At 62.7% G+C, this 21,617-nt stretch carries 18 protein-coding genes and 1 pseudogene; 7 read left to right on the top strand and 12 right to left on the bottom strand.

Going from position 1 to position 21,617, the window contains the following annotated elements; translation table 11 throughout:
- Window positions 1-99 precede the first annotated feature (99 nt).
- Window positions 100-1,065, top strand: a complete 966-nt coding sequence (locus tag DK261_RS28900) for a LysR family transcriptional regulator (RefSeq protein WP_016702918.1) — start codon at window positions 100-102, stop codon at window positions 1,063-1,065.
- Window positions 1,066-1,441: 376 nt separating this feature from the next.
- Here the strand turns inward: DK261_RS28900 and DK261_RS33705 are convergent, their stop codons facing one another.
- From DK261_RS33705 to arnB, 10 genes and pseudogenes are all read right to left on the bottom strand, one after another.
- Entirely contained in the window at window positions 1,442-1,843 is a 402-nt protein-coding gene (locus DK261_RS33705) for a GNAT family N-acetyltransferase (RefSeq protein WP_256597622.1), read from the bottom strand.
- A 105-nt stretch (window positions 1,844-1,948) separates the two neighbouring features.
- Window positions 1,949-3,556 (bottom strand): annotated as a pseudogene (locus tag DK261_RS28895) (ArnT family glycosyltransferase); the annotation flags it as partial.
- A complete protein-coding gene (locus DK261_RS28890) occupies window positions 3,557-4,930 on the bottom strand; it encodes a UDP-glucose/GDP-mannose dehydrogenase family protein (protein WP_028683931.1) in 1,374 nt (457 codons plus the stop codon).
- Window positions 4,927-5,340 (bottom strand): 4-amino-4-deoxy-L-arabinose-phosphoundecaprenol flippase subunit ArnF, encoded by a 414-nt coding sequence (gene arnF, locus DK261_RS28885; RefSeq protein ID WP_041983903.1) that lies wholly within the window; start codon window positions 5,338-5,340, stop codon window positions 4,927-4,929. The genes DK261_RS28890 and arnF overlap by 4 nt, the downstream gene beginning before the upstream one ends.
- Complete coding sequence (gene arnE / locus DK261_RS28880) at window positions 5,337-5,681, bottom strand: 4-amino-4-deoxy-L-arabinose-phosphoundecaprenol flippase subunit ArnE (RefSeq protein ID WP_016702924.1); 345 nt, start codon at window positions 5,679-5,681, stop codon at window positions 5,337-5,339. The genes arnF and arnE overlap by 4 nt, the downstream gene beginning before the upstream one ends.
- Window positions 5,678-7,324 (bottom strand): lipid IV(A) 4-amino-4-deoxy-L-arabinosyltransferase, encoded by a 1,647-nt coding sequence (gene arnT, locus DK261_RS28875; protein WP_009048974.1) that lies wholly within the window; start codon window positions 7,322-7,324, stop codon window positions 5,678-5,680. The genes arnE and arnT overlap by 4 nt, the downstream gene beginning before the upstream one ends.
- The gene (gene arnD, locus DK261_RS28870; RefSeq protein ID WP_009048975.1) at window positions 7,321-8,205 is read right to left on the bottom strand and encodes a 4-deoxy-4-formamido-L-arabinose-phosphoundecaprenol deformylase; all 885 of its coding nucleotides are present in this window, start codon (window positions 8,203-8,205) and stop codon (window positions 7,321-7,323) included. Before arnD ends, arnT begins: the two co-directional genes overlap by 4 nt.
- The gene (arnA, locus tag DK261_RS28865) at window positions 8,205-10,211 is read right to left on the bottom strand and encodes a bifunctional UDP-4-amino-4-deoxy-L-arabinose formyltransferase/UDP-glucuronic acid oxidase ArnA (protein WP_038632326.1); all 2,007 of its coding nucleotides are present in this window, start codon (window positions 10,209-10,211) and stop codon (window positions 8,205-8,207) included. Before arnA ends, arnD begins: the two co-directional genes overlap by 1 nt.
- Entirely contained in the window at window positions 10,208-11,227 is a 1,020-nt protein-coding gene (arnC, locus tag DK261_RS28860; protein ID WP_009048977.1) for an undecaprenyl-phosphate 4-deoxy-4-formamido-L-arabinose transferase, read from the bottom strand. Before arnC ends, arnA begins: the two co-directional genes overlap by 4 nt.
- On the bottom strand, window positions 11,224-12,372 hold the full coding sequence (gene arnB / locus DK261_RS28855) for a UDP-4-amino-4-deoxy-L-arabinose aminotransferase (RefSeq protein ID WP_110177185.1): 1,149 nt from the start codon (window positions 12,370-12,372) through the stop codon (window positions 11,224-11,226). The genes arnC and arnB overlap by 4 nt, the downstream gene beginning before the upstream one ends.
- Before the next feature lie 779 nt (window positions 12,373-13,151).
- Between arnB and DK261_RS28850 the strand changes: the two genes are divergently transcribed.
- The gene (locus tag DK261_RS28850; protein WP_053269040.1) at window positions 13,152-13,943 is read left to right on the top strand and encodes an ABC transporter substrate-binding protein; all 792 of its coding nucleotides are present in this window, start codon (window positions 13,152-13,154) and stop codon (window positions 13,941-13,943) included.
- A gap of 56 nt (window positions 13,944-13,999) precedes the next feature.
- Here the strand turns inward: DK261_RS28850 and DK261_RS28845 are convergent, their stop codons facing one another.
- Window positions 14,000-15,046, bottom strand: coding sequence for a hypothetical protein (locus tag DK261_RS28845; RefSeq protein WP_256597613.1), 1,047 nt, complete (start codon window positions 15,044-15,046; stop codon window positions 14,000-14,002).
- Window positions 15,047-15,380: 334 nt separating this feature from the next.
- Here DK261_RS28845 and DK261_RS28840 point away from each other — a divergent pair, with 334 nt between their 5' ends.
- The 5 genes from DK261_RS28840 (at window position 15,381) to DK261_RS28820 (ending at window position 20,146) form a co-directional block, all read left to right on the top strand.
- The gene (locus tag DK261_RS28840; RefSeq protein ID WP_009048981.1) at window positions 15,381-16,304 is read left to right on the top strand and encodes an ABC transporter ATP-binding protein; all 924 of its coding nucleotides are present in this window, start codon (window positions 15,381-15,383) and stop codon (window positions 16,302-16,304) included.
- Complete coding sequence (locus DK261_RS28835; RefSeq protein ID WP_009048982.1) at window positions 16,301-17,035, top strand: ABC transporter permease subunit; 735 nt, start codon at window positions 16,301-16,303, stop codon at window positions 17,033-17,035. Before DK261_RS28840 ends, DK261_RS28835 begins: the two co-directional genes overlap by 4 nt.
- Window positions 17,036-17,045: 10 nt before the next feature.
- The gene (locus tag DK261_RS28830; protein WP_053269042.1) at window positions 17,046-18,932 is read left to right on the top strand and encodes a Gldg family protein; all 1,887 of its coding nucleotides are present in this window, start codon (window positions 17,046-17,048) and stop codon (window positions 18,930-18,932) included.
- A gap of 106 nt (window positions 18,933-19,038) precedes the next feature.
- Window positions 19,039-19,563, top strand: a complete 525-nt coding sequence (locus tag DK261_RS28825; protein WP_038632339.1) for a cupin domain-containing protein — start codon at window positions 19,039-19,041, stop codon at window positions 19,561-19,563.
- A 148-nt stretch (window positions 19,564-19,711) separates the two neighbouring features.
- Window positions 19,712-20,146 carry a nuclear transport factor 2 family protein gene (locus DK261_RS28820; protein ID WP_009043842.1) on the top strand — a complete coding sequence of 145 codons (435 nt, stop codon included), beginning with the start codon at window positions 19,712-19,714 and terminating at the stop codon, window positions 20,144-20,146.
- Window positions 20,147-20,303: 157 nt separating this feature from the next.
- Here DK261_RS28820 and ispG read toward each other — a convergent pair whose 3' ends face one another.
- A complete protein-coding gene (gene ispG, locus DK261_RS28815) occupies window positions 20,304-21,596 on the bottom strand; it encodes a flavodoxin-dependent (E)-4-hydroxy-3-methylbut-2-enyl-diphosphate synthase (protein ID WP_103331238.1) in 1,293 nt (430 codons plus the stop codon).
- Between the last annotated feature and the right edge of the window lie 21 nt (window positions 21,597-21,617).

The following is a 21,617-nucleotide window of genomic DNA, read 5'->3' as shown; positions in this document are numbered from 1 at the left end:
TTGCCAAGCCTTGTTTTCTGTGTTCATTATTATTTGTCGGCTGTGTTTTTGTTGTGCAGCAAAGCCTGTTGAATATGCCGCCCGAGGTCAATAAGCATTATGGAAACCCCACTTTCCAATTCTGGAAACCCACCGATTAAAACCGCCCACAGAGCACCGCTGGCACTCAGCGGACTGGACTTCAAACTGCTCAAGGTGTTCAAGGCGGTGGTCGAGGCGGGCGGCTTCAGCGCTGCGCAAAACGAGCTGAACGTGGGCCTTGCGGCTATCAGCAAGCAGATCTCCGACCTCGAGATCCGCATCGGCATGCGCCTGTGCACCCGGGGCCGGGAGGGCTTTTGCCTGACCGAGGAAGGCAGCCTGGTGTACCAGGCCTCGATTGATCTGTTTGCCTCGGTGGACAACTTTCGTGATCGGCTTAGTTGCGCGCAGAATGAAATAATCGGCGATCTTGGAGTGGGGGTGATTGATAACACGATTACTGATGTTAATTCTCCGCTAGTTGCTGCCTTGCGGCGCATCAATATTGAATCTCCGAAAGTAAGGTTCAGGCTGTATGCTTCACAGCTGGATGAAGTTGAACGGGGGGTGGTGGAAGGACGCTTAGTTGCCGGAATAGTGCCGGTTTATCAAAAACGTGAAGAGTTCGACTACTTCAAATTATATGACGAAGAGTCCGCGGCTTATTGCGCCGAAGGGCATCCGTTGTTCAGCGTGGCCGATAGCGCAATCGACGCCGAGACGCTCAAGCAGCATGAGTTCATCAACCACCGCTACGCGATCCATCAGGAGAAGAGCCACTTCGCCGCGTACGACAGCTTTTCGGCGGCGGCCTCCCAGGTGGAGGCCGTGGCCATACTGATCAAGACCGGGCGTTTCCTCGGGTTTCTGCCCCGGCACTATGCCGCGGCGCTGGTGGAGCGCGGTGAAATGCGCGCGCTGCTTCCAGACCGGGTGCACTACAGCACGCCTTTCAGCCTGATCCTGCGGCACAACACGGTACGCAGCCCTTTGGTGAAGGCCTTCGCCCAGGCGCTGGGAGTGGATCTCAAGAGTAATGGCTGACACTACCCAAGTTCTCGGAGCGGGCTTGTCGGGGATTAAGGGGCTGTTGCTGAAGTCGCTGTGGAAAGTACAGCGGTCAATCAGGCGAGGCGCCTGCAGCGGGTGGCCGATATATCCTGCGTAATGGCATTTTCAACCCAGGACTACTGTCTTTTAGATTCCCGCGCGGTTATCCGCATGAAGTAACCGGTGAGTACAAGACATGCCATTGGCGGTCCCGCCCGCAAGCCACTTTAAATAACGCGGAGTGGCAGCCTTAGATGCCTGGAAACACCCCCGAACACCCCTCTATAGGAACGAAGCGTGCCCGCGATAAAGCCGGCACATTCAACATCGATATGGCCAGCCAGACCGCCACCGCGAGCAAGCTTCGCTCCTACGATGGGCTTGGTTTCGCAGGCAATGTCAGGCGCATGGCGCAGCGCCGGGCCGCTGGCAGGCCGTGGCGAACTTCCTCGGCCAGCACCTGTTGCAGGCGCGGCCCCAGTTGGTCGGCGTCCAGGGTGACGAAACCACAGCGCTGGTAGAAGGGTTCATTCCACGGCAATTGGCGAAAGGTGCTCAGGGTCAGGGCGGCGAAACCCTGCTGGCGCGCCTGTTCGCGCACCGTCTCCAGCAGGTGGCGGCCAATGCCGCGTCCCTGGGCGCTGCTGGCGACCGAGATTTCCCAGATATGCAGCGCATCGGCGCAGGCTTCGGCGTCGAGGAAGGCGCACACCTCTCGATCGAGCACGGCGACCCACACCCGCTGCTGGCGGATATGAGCCAGGTGATGCATAGCATCGGGCACCTCGGCGTCGGCCAGCCAGGCCAGTTCGGGGGCGCGGCGAAACAGCGCGGCGGCGCTGCGTTCGATGGCGGGGAGCAGAAGGGCATCGGCCTCGGTGGCCGGCAGTTGCAGCATGACGAAGTCGTTCTTGTCGAAGCGCCCGCTGAGCACCGGTACCAGCCGCGCCAGGGGCGTGGCCTTGAGCGTCGCCAGGTCACTTTGATCCATGATCACCCAGGCTGGGCCGGGGATGGCGGCAAGGGCCTCGGGGCGTTCGGTGAACAGTGGCTGCAGGTCCTGGTCGAGGTGGACCATGAACTTGATGGCCTTGGCATCCTTGCCCATATGGTGCAGCACCACCGGGGCCGGGTTCTGCTCGATCAGCGTCCAGGCGGCCAGGGTGAAGGTGCGGGTGTCGTAGAGCTGGCGGGCCAGCGGCTCGAACCCAAGGATATAGGCACTCCAGACGGCCAGCACGGCGCCCAGGGCCAGGCCGCCAATCCGCCAGCGCGGCATGCGCAACAGGCCCAGCGCCGCCAGTTGAAAAACGCCGAGCAACACCAGCAGAGGGGTCAAGCCGGACAAGGGTTCGGCAAAGCGCCGCTGCGCCACCAGCAACGCCGCTATCAGCAATCCGGGTGTCAACAGCCACAGGCCCTGGATACCCCGACGCAGCCAGGCCAGGCCGCGACCCTGGATATCGTGGAAGGGATAAGCCGCGACGATCGCCAGCATGGGCAACATCGGTAGCAGGTAGCGGGCTTTTTTCGCCTGGGGAATCGACAGGCCGATCAACACCAGCAGGGCCGCGGCGCTGCACAGCACCAGCAGCCTGCGCGCGCGGTCCTGCTGTTCACGGGGGCCGAGCCACACTGCCAGCCAGGTCAGGATCGCCAGCGGGTAGGCCAGGGCATAGTTGCCCAGGGAGCTGCTGAAGTAATAGAACGGGCCGCTGCTGCCTTCGCTGCCATCCATGCGCCCGGTGAACTGCATGCGGATCACCTCCTGGACAAAGGCCGGGCCGCCGCTCAGTCGGGCCAGCCCCAGCAACAGCGCCACGCACGCCAGCAGCAGGAGCAGGGCGCAGCCACCGAAGATGAACATCCGCCGCCACTGGCCTTCGAGCAGGTAATAGCTGCACAGCATGCCGCAGGGAATCACCAGGCCGATCGGCCCGCGAATGGCGAACCCCGCGACCAGCAACGCGAGGATCAGCCACAGGCGTCGCGGCGCGGCGAAATGATCGTGGGCATACCCCAGGTAGAACACCGCCAGGGCGATGGCCGCGAGCATCAGGTCGAGGGAGACGGCGCGGGTTTCGCTGATGAAGGTGCTGCTGAGCAACAGCAGGGCGATGCTGGTCAAGGCCCAGGTTTTTGAACTGGGCGCCAGCAGGCGGTACATGAGGTTGACGATCAGCGCCCCGGCAATGGCCGTGGGCAGCCAGGCCGCGAGGGTCGTGACCCGGCCCGAGGCCAGGGCGAACAGGTCGATCAGCAGGGTCGAGGCGCTGGAGTAGTCAGCGTAGGGTTGGCCGTAGGTGGTGGGAAAGAAGCCCGGTCCATGGCGCAGCATTTCCTTGGCGAACAGCACGAAGCGCGAATCGAAGCCGATCACCGTCACTTGCCCGGCGCCGGCACAGAACAGCAGCAGGGCCAGCAGCCCCAGCCCCCAGGCTTGCCAATGCAGGGTGCTGGAAGGCGTGCTGCCGACCCTGGGCATTCAGGCCTTGGCCCTGGCGTCGGCCCATTGCCGGTGAGGAATCGGCAGCTGGCGCGACTCGCCGCGACCGATCGGGAAGTAGGTGAAGCCGCCACGGGCCAGGCGCTCGGCGTCGTACAGGTTGCGCCCGTCGAAGATCACCGGGGCCTTGAGGCGCTGTTGCAGCAGCTGGAAGTCCGGCGCCTTGAACTGCTGCCACTCGGTGCAGATGATCAGCGCGTCGGCGTCGTTGAGCACCGATTCCGGGGTGCCCATCAGCATCAGCTTCGGCTCGTCGGGGTACAGGCGTTGGGTTTCCTGCATGGCTTCCGGGTCGAAGGCGCGCACATTGGCGCCGGCGGCCCACAGCGACTCCAGCAGCACCCGGCTGGGGGCATCGCGCATGTCGTCGGTGTTGGGTTTGAAGGCCAGGCCCCAGAGGGCGAAGGTCTTGCCTTTCAGGTCGCCCTGGTAGAAGGCGTTGATGCGCTCGAACAGCTTGTGTTTCTGCCGTTCGTTGATGGCTTCCACCGCTTGCAAAAGGTCGCTGGAGCAATGGGCCTGCTCGGCGCTGTGGATCAGCGCGCGCATGTCCTTGGGGAAGCACGAGCCGCCATAACCGCAGCCCGGATAGATGAAGTGGTAGCCGATGCGCGAGTCGGCGCCGATCCCCAGGCGCACCGATTCGATATCGGCCCCCAGGTGTTCGGCCAGCTCGGCGATCTGGTTGATGAAGCTGATCTTGGTCGCCAGCATGCAGTTGGCGGCGTACTTGGTCAGCTCGGCGCTGCGCAGGTCCATGAACATGATGCGGTCATGGTTGCGGTTGAACGGTGAGTACAGGTCGCGCATCACGTCGCGGACTTCTTCGCGCTCGCAACCGACGATGATCCGGTCCGGACGGCGGCAGTCGGAAACCGCCGAGCCTTCCTTGAGGAATTCCGGGTTGGAGACGATATCGAACTGCAGGGCGCGCCCGTCCAGGGCTTTTTCGATATGGGCTTTCAAGGTGTCGCCGGTACCCACCGGCACCGTGGATTTCTCCACCAGGATCACCGGCTGCTCACGGTGCCGGGCCACGGCGTCGCCCACCGACAGCACATAACGCAGGTCGGCCGAGCCATCCTCGCTGGACGGCGTGCCGACCGCGATAAACAGCACCTGGCCATGTTGCACCGCGAGCTTTTCGTCGCTGGTGAAGCTCAGGCGTTTGCTTTCCAGGTTGTCGCGCACCAGGCTCGACAGCCCGGGCTCGAAGATACTGACGTGCCCCTGTTGCAGCTGCTGGACCTTGTGCTCGTCAATGTCCATGCAGATGACATCGTGGCCGACTTCGGCCAGCACGGCGGCCTGTACGAGGCCGACGTAACCACTTCCAAATACGCTGATTTTCATGGGGTATTCCTGGGACTTGTCGCGGGAGCAGGTCGTGAGTTGATGGTAATGACGCCGAGGATGACCAGGGCCACCCCCAGGGTTTTCGAGAGACTGAACGGCTCGTTGAACAGCGGCAGCGCGGCGGCCAGCAAGTAGACCAGGGCGTAGCTGATGCTCAGCAGGGAATAGGCCCGGCCCAGCGGCAGGTCGCGCAGCGCCGCCAGCCAGCAGAGCATCGACAGGACATAGGCGAGGATTGCCGCCAGCACCACGCCCAGCGCCAGCAGGTCGACCTGGCCACTGGACAGCGCCGCCAGCCAGTCCGCCGGCGCCGGCAGGCGGGTCATGCTCCAGCGCATGCCCAACTGCGCGGCGCTGACCAGCAGCACGCTTCCCATGGCGAAGGTGAAACCCAGAGCCCGGCTCATGCGTGGCGACTCAACAGCAGTACGCCAGCGAGCACCAGCGCCACGCCCAGCCAGTGGCGGCGGTCGATGGCTTCATGGAAGACGAAGCGGGCGATCAGGGTGATCAGCACGAAGTTCAGGCTGAGCATCGGGTAGGCAATGCCGACCTCGACCCGTTGCAGCACCAGCAGCCACACCAGCAAGCCCAGGCCAAGGCTGGCCAGGGCCAGCCACAGCCAGGGCGAGCGCAGTTTGTCGAGCGCGCCCGAAGGCTGGCCGCGCCAGCTTTCCACGGCGAACTTCTGGGCGATCTGGCCCAGGCAGGTCAGCAGGCAGGCGACGAGCAGCAGCAACAGGCTCATGGTTGGCTCTGAGGGAAGATCAGGATCACGAGATTGCCCTGGTCATAACGTTTGAAATCCTGCGGCAACAGATCGATTTCGTAGTGTTCGTCGCCATTGATACGCATCACCACGGCCACCTGGCCCAGCTTGCGGGCCGCAGGCATCCATTCGCCGACCTTGCGCAGGTCGATGTAACGATGCTGGGTGTCAGGATAGGCCAGGCCATATTTCACTTCGCCTGTCGTGTTGTACAAGGCGATATCCGGGCGCTTGAGGCGCCAGGCCAGGGCCGAGGCGGCGCCCAGGTCGTTGCTCACCAGGGTGTGGCTCCGGGCGAGTTCCTCGGCGTGATCGATGATGAATTGATCCGGCATCTTGTTGTAGACCACCGAGTTCGGCAGGCCGGCGGGCAGCAGGGCGATGAACAGCCAGCTGCCAAGGGCCGGCGCGGCCCACAGGCGCAGCGGGCGGAAGGCCGGCAGCAGGTTGCTCATGTTCCAGCCAAGCAGGGCCAGGAACACCAGCACCAGATGCCCGGGCTCGTTGCTGTACAGCGGCTTCTTCAGCTGGAAGTACACCAGCGCCAACAGCAGCAACAGGCCCAGCACCAGGTTGAGCACCGCGTTGAGGCGGATGATCCGGGTCTGCCCGGCGTGCAGCCGGTCGCTCAGGCTATTGCCCATCAGCAGCGCCAGCGGCAGCAGGCACGGCAGGATATAGGCCGGCAGCTTGCCCTTGCTCAGGCTGAAGAACGCCAGCGGCAGGATCAGCCACAGCAGCAGGAAACCGATGCTCGCCTGGCGCCGGGCCTGCCAGGCCTGCTTCAAGGCGCCCGGAAGCACCAGGACCCAGGGCATGCTGAACGCCACCAGCAGCGGCAGGTAGTACCACCATGGCGAAGCGTGTTGGGCGTCTTCCCCGGCAAAACGACGGATGTGTTCATGCCAGAAAAAGAAGCGCCAGTAGTCCGCTTCCTGGGCATGCACCGCCAGGGCCCACGGCAGGCTGACGACAATCGCCACCAGCACCGCTACGCCGCCGTAGATGAACAGCTCGCGCAGGCGTTTCTGCCAGGCCATGTAGGGCAGGGCGATCAGCACCGGCAGCAGCCAGGCGAGGAAACCCTTGGTCATGAAGCCCATGCCACAGGCGAAGCCCAGGCCGGCCCAGGCCAGCAGGCGGCCGCGCAGCGTCTGGTTGTCCAGGGCGAACCACAGGGCCACCAGGCTCAGGTTGACCCAGAAGGTGAACTGCGGGTCGAGGTTGGCATAACCACCGGCGCCGACCACCACGCAGAAGCTCATGTACAGCAGGGCGCAGACCAGACTCTTGCGCGGGTCGTTCCACAGCCGCCTGGCCAGCAGGTAGGTGAGCAGCACGCTGAGGCCCATGCTCAGGGCCGAAGCCACGCGCACGCCGAACAGGTTCTGGCCGAACACCGCCTGGCCGAGGGCGATCATCCAGTAGCCGGCGGCCGGCTTCTCGAAATAACGGATGCCCATGAAATGCGGCGATGCCCAGTGGCCGGTCAGGAGCATTTCCTGGCTGATCTGCGCATAGCGGGTTTCATCGGGAATCCACAAACCGTGGGTGGCCATTGGCAGCAGGTAGAACAGGCCGAAGGCAAGCAGTAGAAGAGGCAGGGCCCAGCGTCTGGTCATGCGCCTTGCACCCCCAGCCAGCCTTCGCGGCCTTCGAGGGCGCCACGAATGACCTGCCCCTGGGGCAGGCTCTGCAAGGACGTGGGCAATAGGTTGCCCAGGGTATTGAAATGAATGTCGCGCTGGCGGGCTTGCGCCAGTAGCTGACGAAAATCGTTGGCCATCAGAATCCCTTCGACTTCGGCGTGAATGGTGTAGACGTTGAGCCTCTCAGGGCTGAACCGGTCCAGGATGAATGTGTTGAAGTCGTGGGCCACGACGGTCGGCCCGACCACCTCGTCGAAGGTCGGCAGGTCGACCGGAATCTGCGGGGCGCCCAGGCCTCCATCCGCCAGCCGTGGCTGGAAGATCGAGGTGCCGCGGCAGTCGCTGTTGTAGCGAAAGCCGAAGCCCTGCTTGGCTGCGATCACCGCCTCGTCGGCGCGCCAGCCGGCGGCCGCCGAACAGTCGATGCGCTGGCCGAGAATGTCATTGAGGGTGTCGACGCCCTGGCGGATCTGCTCGATCAGCTGCGCCTGGTTCCAGCGCCCGGCATTGGCCTGCCAGCCGTGGTGATCCCAGGCGTGCAGGCCGACTTCATGACCGGCGTCCCGGGCCTGACGCATCAGGTGTCCGAGGTCGCGGCCAATCGGTTTGCCCGGCCAGGCGGTGCCCGCCAGCAGGATGTCCCAGCCATACAGGCCGGCGGCGTTGGAGCGCAGCATCTTCCACAGAAATTGCGGACGGATCAGGCGCCACAGGTGGCGCCCCATGTTGTCCGGGCCGACGCTGAAGAAGAAGGTGGCCTTGATCCCGGCCTCGTCGAGCAGTTCCAGCAACCGCGGCACCCCCTCACGGGTGCCGCGATAGGTGTCGACATCGATTCGCAGACCTGCCTGCATCAGCATGCTTCTTCTTTAGAGGACTCCGCGATTTCGAGCATGGCTTCGCGCAGGAAGAAGTCCAGCGTGTTGCCGATGGTTTGCTTCATCTCGACGGTCGGTTCCCAGTTCAACAGGCGCTTGGCGTTGGCGATGCTCGGTTTGCGGTGTTCCACGTCCTGGTAGCCGGCGCCGTAGAACGACTTGCTCTCGACGTCGCGGAAACCGGCGAACGGCGGGAAGTTGCCACGCAGCGGGTGGGCTTCGAACTGACGCAGCAGCTCCTCGCCCAACTGGCGGATGCTGGCTTCGTTGTCCGGGTTGCCGATGTTGATGATCTGGCCGTTGCACACATCGTTTTCGTTGTCGACGATGCGCGCCAGGGCCTCGATGCCGTCGGCAATGTCGGTGAAGCAGCGTTTCTGCTCGCCGCCATCGAACAGGCGGATCGGCGTGCCTTCCACCAGGTTGAGGATCAGTTGGGTGATGGCCCGGGAGCTGCCGATGCGCGCCGAGTCCAGGCGGTCCAGGCGCGGGCCCATCCAGTTGAACGGACGGAACAGGGTGAAGTTCAGGCCCTTGCTGCCGTAGGCCCAGATCACCCGGTCCAGCAACTGCTTGGACACCGAGTAGATCCAGCGCTGCTTGTTGATCGGGCCGACGATCAGGTTGGAAGTGTCTTCGTCGAAGTTCTGGTCCTGGCACATGCCGTAGACCTCGGAGGTCGACGGGAAGATCACGCGCTTGTTGTACTTGACGCAGTAGCGGACCAGCTTGAGGTTCTCTTCGAAGTCCAGTTCGAACACGCGCAGCGGGTTGCGGGTGTATTCGATCGGGGTGGCGATGGCCACCAGCGGCAGGACCACGTCGCACTTCTTGATGTGGTATTCGATCCACTCGGAGTGAATGCTGATATCGCCTTCGACGAAGTGGAAATGCGGATGGTCGCGCAGGCGCTCGATGGCGTCGGAGCCGATATCCAGGCCGTAGACTTCGTACTTGTCGTCACGCAGCAGGCGCTCGGACAAGTGGTTGCCGATAAAACCGTTGACGCCGAGGATCAGCACCCGGGTGCGCCGCGGGGCACGGCCGGATTCGGCGCCGCGCAGCAGCGAGCCGTCCACCAGGCCCAGCTCGTTGGCCAGTTGCGGGCCGCTCAGATACAGGCCGTTGTCGTTGCGCTGGCCGGCGTTGATCAGCAGCGAGTCCTGGCCGCAGGCGATGCGCAGTGGATTGGTGCTGATCACCCGGCCCGGGGCCTGGCCTTCATTGCCCTTGACCACCTCGGCGCTCCAGACGATCAGCTTGTGCTCGCCCACGGCGCAGAACGCGCCCGGGTAAGGCTTGGTCACGGCGCGCACCAGGTTGAACAGTTGCTCGGCCGGTTTGCTCCACAGCAGCTTGCCGTCGGCCGCGGTGCGGCGACCGAAGTAGCTGGCCCTGGATTCGTCCTGGGCGGTCTCGCTGACCTTGCCTTGCGCCAGGGCTGGCAGGGTGTCGCGCAGCAGGCTGGCGGCGGCGTCGCGCAGCTTGCCGTGCAGGCTCAGCGCGGTATCGCTGCGCTCGATGGCCACCCGCTGCTGGGCAATGATCGCCCCGGCGTCGGCGCGCTTGACCATGCGGTGCAGGGTCACGCCGGTTTCGCTTTCGCCGTTGACCAGCACCCAGTTGGCCGGCGCGCGGCCACGGTAGCTCGGCAGCAGCGAACCGTGCAGGTTGAACGCGCCCTTGCTGGCGGTGGCCAGCAGCGCTTCGCTGAGCAGGTTGCGATAGTAGAAGGAGAAGATGTAGTCAGGCTTCAGCTTGGCGATGCGCTCGATCCACAGCGGGTGGTTGGCGTCTTCCGGGGCATGCACCGGGATGCCCTTGAGCGAGCACAACTGGGCCACGGAACCGTAGAAGGTGTTTTCCTGCGGATCGTCGGCATGGGTGAAGACCGCGCCGATTTCATAGCCTGCATTGAGCAGGGCTTCGATGCCTGCGCAGCCGATATCGTGATAGGCGAAGACAACAGCTTTATGACTCATGGCGAAACCTGATCGGAGAGAGTGGAAGTTAGACCGTCGACCGTGACAGCGGGAGCAGGGGCGGCAGGCTGGCTGCGCAGAACTTTTTCAATGAAGAAGCGCGGGCGGGCGCGCACATCGCTGTACATGCGGCCCAGGTATTCGCCCAGCAGGCCCATGCCGATGAACTGGCCACCGGTGAACACGAACAGGATGGCGAACAGCACGAACATACCGTCGCCGGCCCATTCGGCGCCGAACACCAGGCGCAGGAAAATCAGCAGCAGGGCGAACAGCACGCCGAGGCCGGCCATGCTGAAACCGATAATGCTCAGCAAGCGCAGCGGCGTGGTGGTCATGCAGGTGATCAGGTCGAACATCAGGTTGATCAGGCGCATCGGGCTGTACTTGGAATCGCCGTGTTCACGCTCGGCGTGGTTCACCAGCACCTCGGTGGTGTGGCGGGCGAAGCTGTTGGCCAGGATCGGGATGAAGGTGCTGCGTTCGCGGCAGGCGAGCATGGCGTCGACCACGCTGCGGCGGTAGGCGCGCAGCATGCAGCCGTAGTCGTTCATGGCCACGCCGGTGGAGCGTTGCACGGCCAGGTTGATCAGCTTCGACGGCCAGCGGCGCCAGGCGGAATCCTGGCGGTTGTTGCGCACCGTGCCGACCACGTCGTAGCCCAGCTCGGCCTGGGCCACCAGGCGCGGGATTTCTTCCGGCGGGTTCTGCAGGTCGGCGTCCAGGGTGATGACCACGTCGCCGCGGCACTGCTCGAAGCCGGCCATGATCGCCGCATGCTGGCCGTAGTTGCGGTTGAGGATCACCGCCACCACCGGGCTGCCTTCGCGGCTGGCGGCGTCCTCGAGGATCTGCGCCGATTCGTCGCGGCTGCCGTCGTCGACCAGGACGATCTCGAAATCGTGCTTGAGCTGGCGGCAGGCCGCTTCAGTGCGGCGCAGCAGTTCGGGCAGGCTCTGTTCTTCGTTGTAGACCGGAATGACGATCGACACGAACTGGATTGGATAAGGTTTCAAAGGTTTCGGTCCAGACAGGTTTTGATGGCGCCGACGACCCGCTCGACATCGTCGAGGCTCATGTCGGGGAACAGCGGAATCGAGCACAGGCGTGCCGAGTTCCATTCGGTGTTGGGTAAGTGCACATCCGGGAAGCGCTGGCGGTAATAGCTGTGCAGGTGAGTGGCGACGAAGTGGATGCCGCTGCCGATGTTCTGCTCCTGCAAGGCCTTCATGAAGCCGTCGCGATCGATGCCGCAACGCTCGGCGTCGATGCGCAGGATGAACAGGTGCCAGGCATGTTGCTGCGGATACGTCGGAAGCTGCAGCGGTTGCACCGGCAGGTCGCGCAGTTGCTCAAGGTAGGCGTTGGCCAGGACTTCGCGCCGGCGATTGATCGCGTCCAGGCGCTGCAACTGCACCAGGGCGATGGCGGCATTGATATCCGCCAGGTTGTATTTGAAGCCGGGTTCGATCACCTCGGCCTGGGGCTTGCGCCCGTGGGTCAGGCGGTCATAGGCGTCGACCCCCAGGCCATGGAACTTGAGCATGCGCACCCGGTTGGCCAGGGCCTCGTCATCGCTGACGAACATCGCGCCTTCGGCGCAGGTCATGTTCTTGATCGCATGGAAGGAAAAGATCGCCGTGCCCCGGGCGCCGACGGGCCGGCCGCGATAGGTGGTGCCGGCGGCGTGGGCGGCGTCCTCGATCACCGCGATCCGGTGTTTTTCGGCCAGGGCGTACAGCGGGTCGAGGTCGAAGGCGGCACCGGCGTAATGCACCGGGATGATCGCTTTGGTCCGTGGGGTGATCGCGGCTTCAACCGTGGCGGCGTCGGTCATCAGGGTGTGCGGGTCGACATCGACGAAGACCGGCGTCGCCCCCAGCAGGCAGATCATGTTGGCGGTGGAAACCCAGGTCTGCGAGGGGGTGATCACCTCGTCGCCGGGGCCGATGCCCAGCGCCAGCAGGGTGATGTGCATGCCGCCGGTGGCCGACGACAGCGCCACCGCGTGCTGGCAGCCGACCCGCGCGGCGAATTGCTGCTCGAGCTCCTGGTTTTTCGGTCCGGTGGTGATCCAGCCGGAACGTAGAACCTGCTCGACCGCGGCGACCTCTTCATCGCCAATACTCGGGCGCGAGAAAGGAAGGAAAACCTGGCTCATTGAGACCTCGGGGAAAAAGGATTTCAGCAATCGAAAGAAGAAAAAGCGCCTGTGCTACAGCGGGGGGCATTCAAAAAAGGCGTTTTTGGTTCGGTCATTGAAGCGCGTCCATAAGTGAGGTCGGTGTGGTCATCCATGCCTGATTGCAGTAAAGACCATGCAAGGTAAAAGTAAAGCCATATCAATGTGTTAGCTTTTGTTTCGATTAGATGACCGGGCTGACTCCCAGCGCCCCTGAATGGATTCAGGTTAAGCGGAAAAATGTGAAACGAACATGAAAAAAAGGCCAACGGCGCGTTTATCTTTCACCTAGACAGCCGGTGTTCAGACTTCGCCACGCGTTGACCGGGAAAACCCCGGTTACAGCAATCCCAGCGGTGTTTTTTTGCGCTGATGACACAGGTGAAAGTCGCTTGGCCGAGAGACGTTTTTTGCCTTTGCAGGCGCCACTGTTTTCAAACACCACCTGAACTAAGGAGCATCCGTTTGCCCACCAGCGATCCGTGGACGCTCTATCTGGCTGCCTTGACACCTTCGGGGCGCTCGACCATGGCGACCGATACGACCTGTGATAAAGCCATAGCGTTCCCGTCATATACTCCGTCGGGCTTGTAGCGGCGCCCGATCGTTTGCCTGAAGTCAAAAAACAGGGGGAAAAACCGACGCTATCGCTGTCCGAATCGGCAGAAGCAGGGCACGGACAACGACACTGCTCTACCATTCACCCCCTGACCACCAACCACTCGATATCGAATAAAAGCCAACAAGAGGCTCGTTGTGTGATTGACAGAACATCAGCCAAAGGCGTCTCTCTTTTCAGCTTATTGCTACTGCCGCTATTCCTGGGAACGGTTCCTGTGCTTGAGGCACACGAATCTCTCGAGTTCCTTATTCCGGACGCGCCGCCCCTGACCATGGCCAATCAGGGTGATCGTCACGGCATAGTCGGCGACATTGTCTTGCAGGCGCTGAAAAACAGTGGCTATGCCAGTGAACCCAGAACCCTGCCGTGGGCGCGGGCGCAGAAATACGCCATCGAAAAGGACAACGTCCTGATCGCTCCACTCAGCCGCACACCCGAGCGGGAACATCGCTACACCTGGATCGCCCCGATCATGCAGATGGACCGGGCATTTTTCAGCCTCGAACATAAAGTGGCGAACTTCGAAGAAGCCCGGCGACGTTTCAAGGCCATCGCCGTGGGGCTGGGCAGCGCCCAGGAAGAAATCCTGCGTAGCAAAGGCTTCGCCCCGGAACAGATCTATGCCATCAAGATCGGCGAGAACCCCGCGCAATTGCTGTTGAAGGGCAGGGTGGACGCCTGGTTCAACGGGGTCCAGGAAAGCCGCTATATCTGGAAGCGCGTCTCCAGCCGGCCGCTGTTGATGAGCCCGCCCATGGTCGGCCATGAGCTTTACCTCGCCTGTTCCAAAGTGTGCGACGTCGAGGTCGTGACCCATGTCGCGAAAGCCATAGAAACGATGCGTCGTGACGGTTATATCGAGAAAGTCAAAGGCCGTTATCTAAATAACGATCCGATGGAAAAGTCGACAAGGTCAGGCAGCTTGTAATTGAGTGGCCCACCAATTCTGGCAATAACGAAGTTTGCCTGGCAGCCAGGGTAGATTTATTCGGACAGCACATCCTCATTGACTCGAATGATCTCATTGAGGTTTTTCAGGGTGTTGTTGAAGTGGTCCTTGGCATGGTTGAGCTTCTTGAATTGCTGCGCCAGTTCCCTGGTCTTTTGCTGCAGTGCTTCTTCACGTTTATCCAGTTCGCGCTGACGTTCTTCTTGTTGCGCGCGTAGCGCACTGTCGGCTTGTCGATCCTGATCAAGTTGCCGTTGCCATTGCTGTAACTGCTCTTCCTTCTGTTCGAACAGGCGCTCTTTCTCCTGCAGTTGGGACTCCCTGGAGTTCAAGGTCTGTTGTTGTGCCTGGCTGTGCTGTTTCTGTTGCTTGAGCCGGTCGGCGATGCTGGAGAATTCCATCAGGCTGGCCTCGACATCCTGCAGGAACTGCTCGGGGTCGGTGCCCGGGAAAGGCCAGTCGTCATCCTGGAGGCCGCCCGGGTTCTGCTGCTCGGCCGGCATCGGCAGGGGGCCGGCGTCGGAGTAGCGAATTTCGGCCGCAGGCGCCTCTGGCCGGGGGCTTTCCGCGTCGCAGCCATCGGCCGTCTCGGTGGATTCGTGGTGTTTCTGTTCTTCAGCGCTGTCGTCCAGCTGTTCGTCGAGCTGTGCCAGGGCGGCGTCGAGTTGCTGGTCGTCGATGACGGTGGGTGAATGTTTGACCGCCGGGCCAAATTGAGCCGAAGCCTGGAAGCTCAGCAGCCTGGCGACCCATTCCTTCTTGGTGCTCAAGAGTCGATGGTGCGCCGCGGCGGCGGCAGGCAACTGTTGTTTGTTCAGGTCCAGCAGATGGTAGGGCACATCGCTTTCACGGCGTTCGCCAGTGGCGGCTTCGCGCAGGATCTGGCCGAACACGCGCATCGCCAGTTGTCCGTCTTCTTCCGAGTCCAGGGCGCCCAGGCAGTAATTGCCCCCTTCGTTGAATAACAAGGCGATATAGACGCGCAGATTATCCTCATCAATGCTTTCGTTCAGGCTATAGGCGAGAAAGTTTCGACCTGCTTCTGGAACAGAAAAACTGCAGAGCAAAGCCGCTGTCAGCATTTGCTGCTCTTTGTTTTCGATGAAGATAGTGCGTAAGAGCATATGTCACCCAGTAAACTCAAGTAAAAATATGAGCGGTAGGATACTAGGAAATAATGTCGGTTGGCGTTAAGAGCAATACTTCGAATGCGTAAGATAAATCTTATATTTCTATTGAATGGTCTTATTCATATGGCCTTATCCCCTCATTAAAAATATCAACGTGTATTGTATTGCGCCCATTCCGGCACAACACAGCTATTGATCCTGTTGCAACTACTCAATCTCAACCCCCGCTGAATATGAATGGCCTTTAGCTGTTCACCTCAGACTTCTCTTGCTGAACCTGGAAGCCATGATTGAAATATCCAAACTAACCAAGTCTTTTTCCGGACAGGTCGCGGTCGACGACCTGTCCTGTCATATCGGCCCGGGAGAAGTTCTGGGGATTCTTGGGCCAAACGGTGCAGGTAAATCCACCACGATGAAAATGCTCACCGGCTTTCTGGCGCCGACCTCCGGCACCGCGAGCATCATGGGCTTCGACATCCGCACCCAGACCCGTCACGCCCAGCAGCAGATGGGTTACCTGCCGGAAGGCGCGCCCAGCTACAGCGACATGGCGGTCCAGGGGTTTCTCGAGTTCATTGCCAGTGTTCGCGGCTATCGCGGCGCGCAGAAGCGCGAACGGGTGGACCGGGTGATCGACCTGCTGGAACTGGGCGACGTCCGCCGCCAGACCATCGAGACCCTGTCCAAGGGCTTCACCCGCCGGGTCGGCCTGGGCCAGGCGATCCTCCACGATCCGCGGGTGCTGATTCTCGACGAACCCACCGACGGGCTCGACCCGAACCAGAAGCAACTGGTTCGCCAACTGATCCAGGACCTGGGCCAGGACAAGATCGTGATCATCTCGACCCACATTCTCGAGGAAGTATCGGCCGTCTGTAACCGCGCCCTGATCATCAGCAATGGCCGCTTGCTGGCCGACAGCACGCCGTACGAGCTGGAACGCAGTTCGCGCTATCGCCAGGCGGTGACCTTGCAGGCCGACGAGCCGCTGGACCTGCTGGCCCTGGTGGTATTGCCGGGCGTGGCGGGCGTCGAGGAGAACGCGGCCGAGGGCAGCCTGACGCTGCTGGCGCGGCCTGGCGAAGTGATTTTCCCGCAGGTCAACGCGCTGGTGACGGCGCGTGGCTGGAAGATGAAGCGCCTGGAACTGGAGCAGGGCCGTCTCGATGAGGTGTTCCAGACCCTGACCCGGGGAGAATCGGCATGAGACAGTTACCAGTGATTTTCAAGCGCGAGCTGGGCAGTTATTTCGCCACGCCGCTGGCCTTCGTGTTCATCGAGATCTTCCTGGTGCTCTCGGGCGTCTTCACCTTCTACCTGGGCAGTTTCTACGAGCGCAACCAGGCGGACCTGGCGCCGTTCTTCGACGTCCATCCCTGGCTTTATCTGTTCCTGCTGCCGGCCCTGGCCATGCGCCTGTGGTCGGAGGAGCGCAAGTCCGGCAGCATCGAATTGCTGATGACCCTGCCGGTGAGCTGTTTCGAAGCGGTGGTCGGCAAGTTCCTCGCCGCCTGGGTCGTCGCTGGTCTCACCCTGCTGCTGACCCTGCCCATGGTGCTGACCGTGAATTACCTGGGCAACCCGGACAACGGCGTGATCCTGACCGGCTATCTGGGCAGTTGGTTGCTCGCCGGCACCTACCTGGCGATCGGCTCCTGCATGTCGGCCATGGCCAAGAGCCAGGTGATCGCCCTGATCCTCGCCTTCACGGTGTGTTTCCTGTTCGTTGCCTGCGGTTTCTCCCTGGTGCTGGATGCCATCAATCCGTGGGCGCCGCAATGGCTGTTGGACTTGCTGGCCTCGCTGAGCCTGCTGACGCATTTCGGCGCGATCAGCAAAGGGCTGATCGACCTGCGCGATCCGCTGTATTTCCTCAGCGTGATCGTCGCCTGGCTGATGGCCACGGTGGTGACGGTCAACCTGAAGAAAGCCGAGTGAGGACGATTCGATGAAACGCATGCTGTATTCCACTTCCGGCCTGTTGCTGATTGCCTTGCTGTTCCTGGCCTTCAATCTGGCGACCGGGTTGCTGCTCACCGGTGTCCGGCTCGACCTGACCCAGAACAAGCTCTACTCCATCAGCGCCGGCACCCGGCAGATTCTCGCGGAGCTGAAACAACCGCTCGACCTGTATTTCTACTTTTCCGACAGCGGCTCGAAGGAGCTGGTGCCGATGCGTGGCTATGCCCAGCGCGTCCAGGAACTGCTCAAGGTTTATGAGCGCGAGGCCGACGGCAAGATCCGCCTGCATGTCATCGACCCGCTGCCGTTTTCCGCGGACGAGGACAAGGCCAGCGAGTTCGGCCTGCAGGCCGTGCCGCTGGGGCAGGGCGGGGCGCCGGTGTATTTCGGCTTGGCCGGCACCGATGAGCAGAACAACGCCCAGACGATCGAGTTCTTTGCGCCGGACCAGGAGGAGTTTCTCGAGTACGACATCAGCCGCTTGCTGCAGGCCCTGGCCAACCCCAAGCGCCCGACCCTGGGCCTGCTGAGCAGCCTGCCGGCCAACGGTGGCTTCGATATCCGCACGCAGAGCAAGACCGAGCCGTGGATGCTGATCCAGGAGCTGCGCCGGGAGTTCGATCTGCAACAGCTCAAGCCCGATACCCAGGACATCCCGAAAGACCTCGACATCCTGATGCTGCTGCACCCGAAAAAACTCTCGCAGCCGACCCTGTACGCCATCGACCAGTTCGTGCTGCGCGGCGGCAAGCTGCTGGCCTTCGTAGATCCCTACAGCGAACAGGACTCCGGCGAGGAGTACTTCGGCATCCAGAGCAAGGACAAGTCGTCCAATCTCGAGCCATTGTTCAAGGCCTGGGGCATTCATATGCAGCCGGGCAAGGTCCTGGGGGACAACCTCTATGCCTTGATGGAGACTTCCGAGGAGGACGGGCGTCCGCTGCCGCGGCCGTTCACCCTGGGTGTGCCGCAAGCCGCGTTGAGCCAGCAGGACCCGAGTACCGCCGGGCTGAAGTTCATCGCCCTGAGCACCGTCGGCATCCTCGAACCGCTGGCCGGCGCCAGTACGCGCTTTACCCCGCTGATGTACAGCTCCGACTCGGCCAAGGCCTTCGAGGCGGACCGTTTCGACAAGCCCGCCGACCGCAAACAAATGTTGCGTGACCAGGAGCAGCCCAGCCAGCGCTACATCGTCGCTGCCCGAGTGCAGGGGCCGGTAAAGACCGCCTTTGCCGAGGGCATCGAGGGGCGCAAGGACGGCCTCAAGGAAGCGCAGCAGGTCAACCTGGTGGTGGTGGCCGATACCGACCTGTTGAGCGACCGGATGTGGCTGGAGATGCAGGACATCAACGGGCGCCCGGCAACGCGGCCATGGGCCGATAACGCCTCCTTCGTGCTCAACACCCTGGACAACCTCGCGGGTTCGGATGCCCTGAACAACCTGCGCTCGCGCGGCCCCTACAGCCGTCCGTTCGTGGTGGTGGAGCAATTGCGCCGCCAGGCTGAAGACAGCTTCCGCGCCAAACGCTTCGCCCTCGAGGAAAGTCTCGAGGAAACCGAAGGCAAGCTGCAGCAGCTGCAGGGCTCGTCGGAAAAGGGCGAGAGCCTCAGCACCGAACAGCAGGCGACGGTGCGCCAGTTCCTGCAGGAGAAAACCCGCATTCGCAAGGAACTGCGCGAGGTGCAATACCAGCTGAACGCCGATATCGATGAGCTGGGCAGGACCTTGAAGATGCTCAACATCGCTGCGGTTCCGCTGCTGTTGAGCCTTGGCATGCTGCTGGTCTGGGCCGTACGTTACCTGCGTCGGACCAGGACCCTGTCGCGCAAGCCTGCACCGGCCGGCAAGGTAGCCGGCACGCGGCGGGCGTAAGTGACCAGGGCCCGACCTGCCATTCGTACGGCAGGTCGGGCCAGCCAAGGGCGCCAGGGCGAAGCGCTGCTACGCTGGGAGCAACTCCCTGACCTGCGATCCCGCCATGACTGACCCGCTCCCGCCCAAGCCTGCTTGCAGCACCCAACAATTGCTCAGCGCCCTCAACCTGGAACCGCACACGGAAGGCGGCTACTACCGCCGGACCTTCCAGACGGACCAGCGGCCGATGCTCGCCAGCGCGGGCGGGCAGCGTTACTTGATGAGCTCCATCTATTACCTGCTGACCGGGGATTCGCCCATCGGTCACTTTCATCTGAACCAGTCCGACATCCTGCATTACTTCCATCTCGGGGATGCCCTCGAATACTGCCTGGTGTTCCCGGACGGCCGCCTGCAAACCCGGGTGATGGGCAGCGATGTCCTGGCCGGCCAATGCTTGCAGCTGCACGTTCCCGGCGGCGTATGGAAGGCCTCGCGGCTGCTGCCCGGCGCGGCGGGTTATGGGCTGATCAGTGAGGCGGTATGTCCCGGGTTCGACTACGCGGACATGCAGCTGGGCTGCAAGCATCGGCTCAGCGAACGCTTCCCGCAGCACGCCAGACTGTTCGAGCAACTCTGCCAGGCCTGAAGAGGCCGCCACGGGGATTGCTCATTGCGATCAGTCAAGTGTCACTTGCGATCATTGTTGCGCGCGGCGCCCGGCGCTTATGGTGGCTCGGTCATCGAAGCGAACCACAGCTCCCCAGTCCGACCCTTACCAGTGACAGGAGAACACCATGTCCGATCTGAAACTGCATCCCCAGGCTGCCGCCTCCCTGCAACGCTGGCACGCCATGCTTGCCCAGGGCGACCTGGGCGCCTTGCCTGAACTGCTGGATTCGAAAGTGGTATTCCGCTCGCCCATGGCCCATACGCCTTATCCGGGCGCGCCGGTGGTTTCGACCATCCTCAACACCGTGTTCAAGGTGTTCAGCGACTTCGCCTATCACCGCCAACTGGTCACCGCCGATGGCCTGAGCGTGGTGCTGGAGTTCAGCGCGCGGGTCGGCGAAAGGCAGATCAAGGGCATCGACCTGATCCGCTTCGACGAAGCCGGCAAGATTGTCGAATTCGAGGTGATGGTCCGTCCCATGAGCGGCCTGCAGGCCCTCGGAGAAGAAATGGCGCGCCGCCTGGCGCCCTATCTGGCGGCGAGCAAGGCGTCTGGCTGAGCAGCGAGCGAGAGCAGGGCGGCCATAGGCCAACGATCCGGGCGCCGTGACAGGCGCCCGTTTTTCGTGGGTTTCACAGGCCGTAGCTTTTCGGTTCCAGGCACCAGCAGCCGTTTGCCCTTGGTGTGGCGCTGGGCAGGTGATGTCGGTGGAGCCTTTAGCGCACCAGGATTTGCTGCTCTGCCGGGTCTTTCTGCAACAGGTGCTGCAACTGTTGGCGCGCCTGTTCCTGCCCGCCGTAACGGGCTTCGACATAGGCCTCGAGCAAGCGGGTGAAGTCGCTGGCGATCCCCGGCCCCTTGAGGGTCGTGACCCGTTCGCCATCCATGTACACCGGTGCCGAAGGATGCTCGCCGGCCCCTGGCAGGGAAATCCCGATATCCGCCAGCCGGCTTTCGCCCGGGCCGTTGACCACGCAGCCCATCACGGCCACGTGCATTTGCTCGACCCCGGCGAAACGGGTTTTCCAGACCGGCATCCGCGCTGCGAGGAACTGCTCGATCTGTTGCGCCAGTTCCTGGAAGAAGCTGCTGGTGGTGCGGCCGCAGCCGGGGCAGGCGACCACGGTCGGGGTGAAGGCCCGCAGCCCCATGACCTGGAGGATCTGCTGGGCCACCAGTACTTCGCGGGTACGCTCGCCGTTGGGCTCCGGGGTCAGGGAGATCCGCAGCGTATCGCCGATGCCTTCCTGCAGCAGCACCGCCAGGGCCGCCGTCGAAGCCACGATACCCTTGGAGCCCATGCCAGCCTCGGTCAGCCCCAGGTGCAGCGGAAAGTCGCAACGGGCGGCGAGATTGCGATAGACGGCAATCAGGTCCTGGACATGGCTGACCTTCGCCGACAGCACGATACGCTCCGCCGGCAAACCCACCTCGATGGCTCGCTGGGCGTTGTCCAGGGCCGAGACCACCAGGGCCTCGCGCATTACCGCATCAGCTTGCAGCGGCTCGGGCAACGCCGCATTGGCGTCCATCATGCGCGCCAGCAGGTCCGGGTCGAGGCTGCCCCAGTTGACGCCAATGCGCACCGGTTTGTCGTAACGACAGGCGACCTCGATCATGCTGCAGAACTGCTCGTCGCGCCGCGCGCCCTTGCCGACGTTACCGGGGTTGATCCGGTACTTGCCCAGGGCCTGGGCACACTCGGGGTAGGCCGCCAGCAAACGGTGGCCGTTGAAGTGAAAGTCGCCCACCAGGGGCACCTGGATATCGCGGCGGTCCAGCAATTCGCGAATACGCGCGACCTGGGCCGCCGCCTCATGCCCATTGACCGTGATGCGCACCAGTTCGGCGCCGGCCAGCGCCAGGGCTTCGACCTGCCGGGCCGTTGCCTGGGCATCGGCGGTGTCGGTGTTGGTCATGGCCTGGACTACGATGGGGCTGGCGCTGCCCAAGGTGACCGGGCCGACGGCAACCTGTCGGGTCTGGCGCCGGGCGAGGGGCGTGTTCATCGGTTCGACTCCTGTGGAGGG

Origin of the sequence: Pseudomonas sp. RW409, from assembly GCF_003184125.1 — a bacterium.
Taxonomy (GTDB): domain Bacteria; phylum Pseudomonadota; class Gammaproteobacteria; order Pseudomonadales; family Pseudomonadaceae; genus Aquipseudomonas; species Aquipseudomonas chlororaphis_I.
The sequence above is the reverse complement of the archived record's forward strand: the minus strand, read 5'-3'. Positions and strand labels throughout refer to the sequence as shown.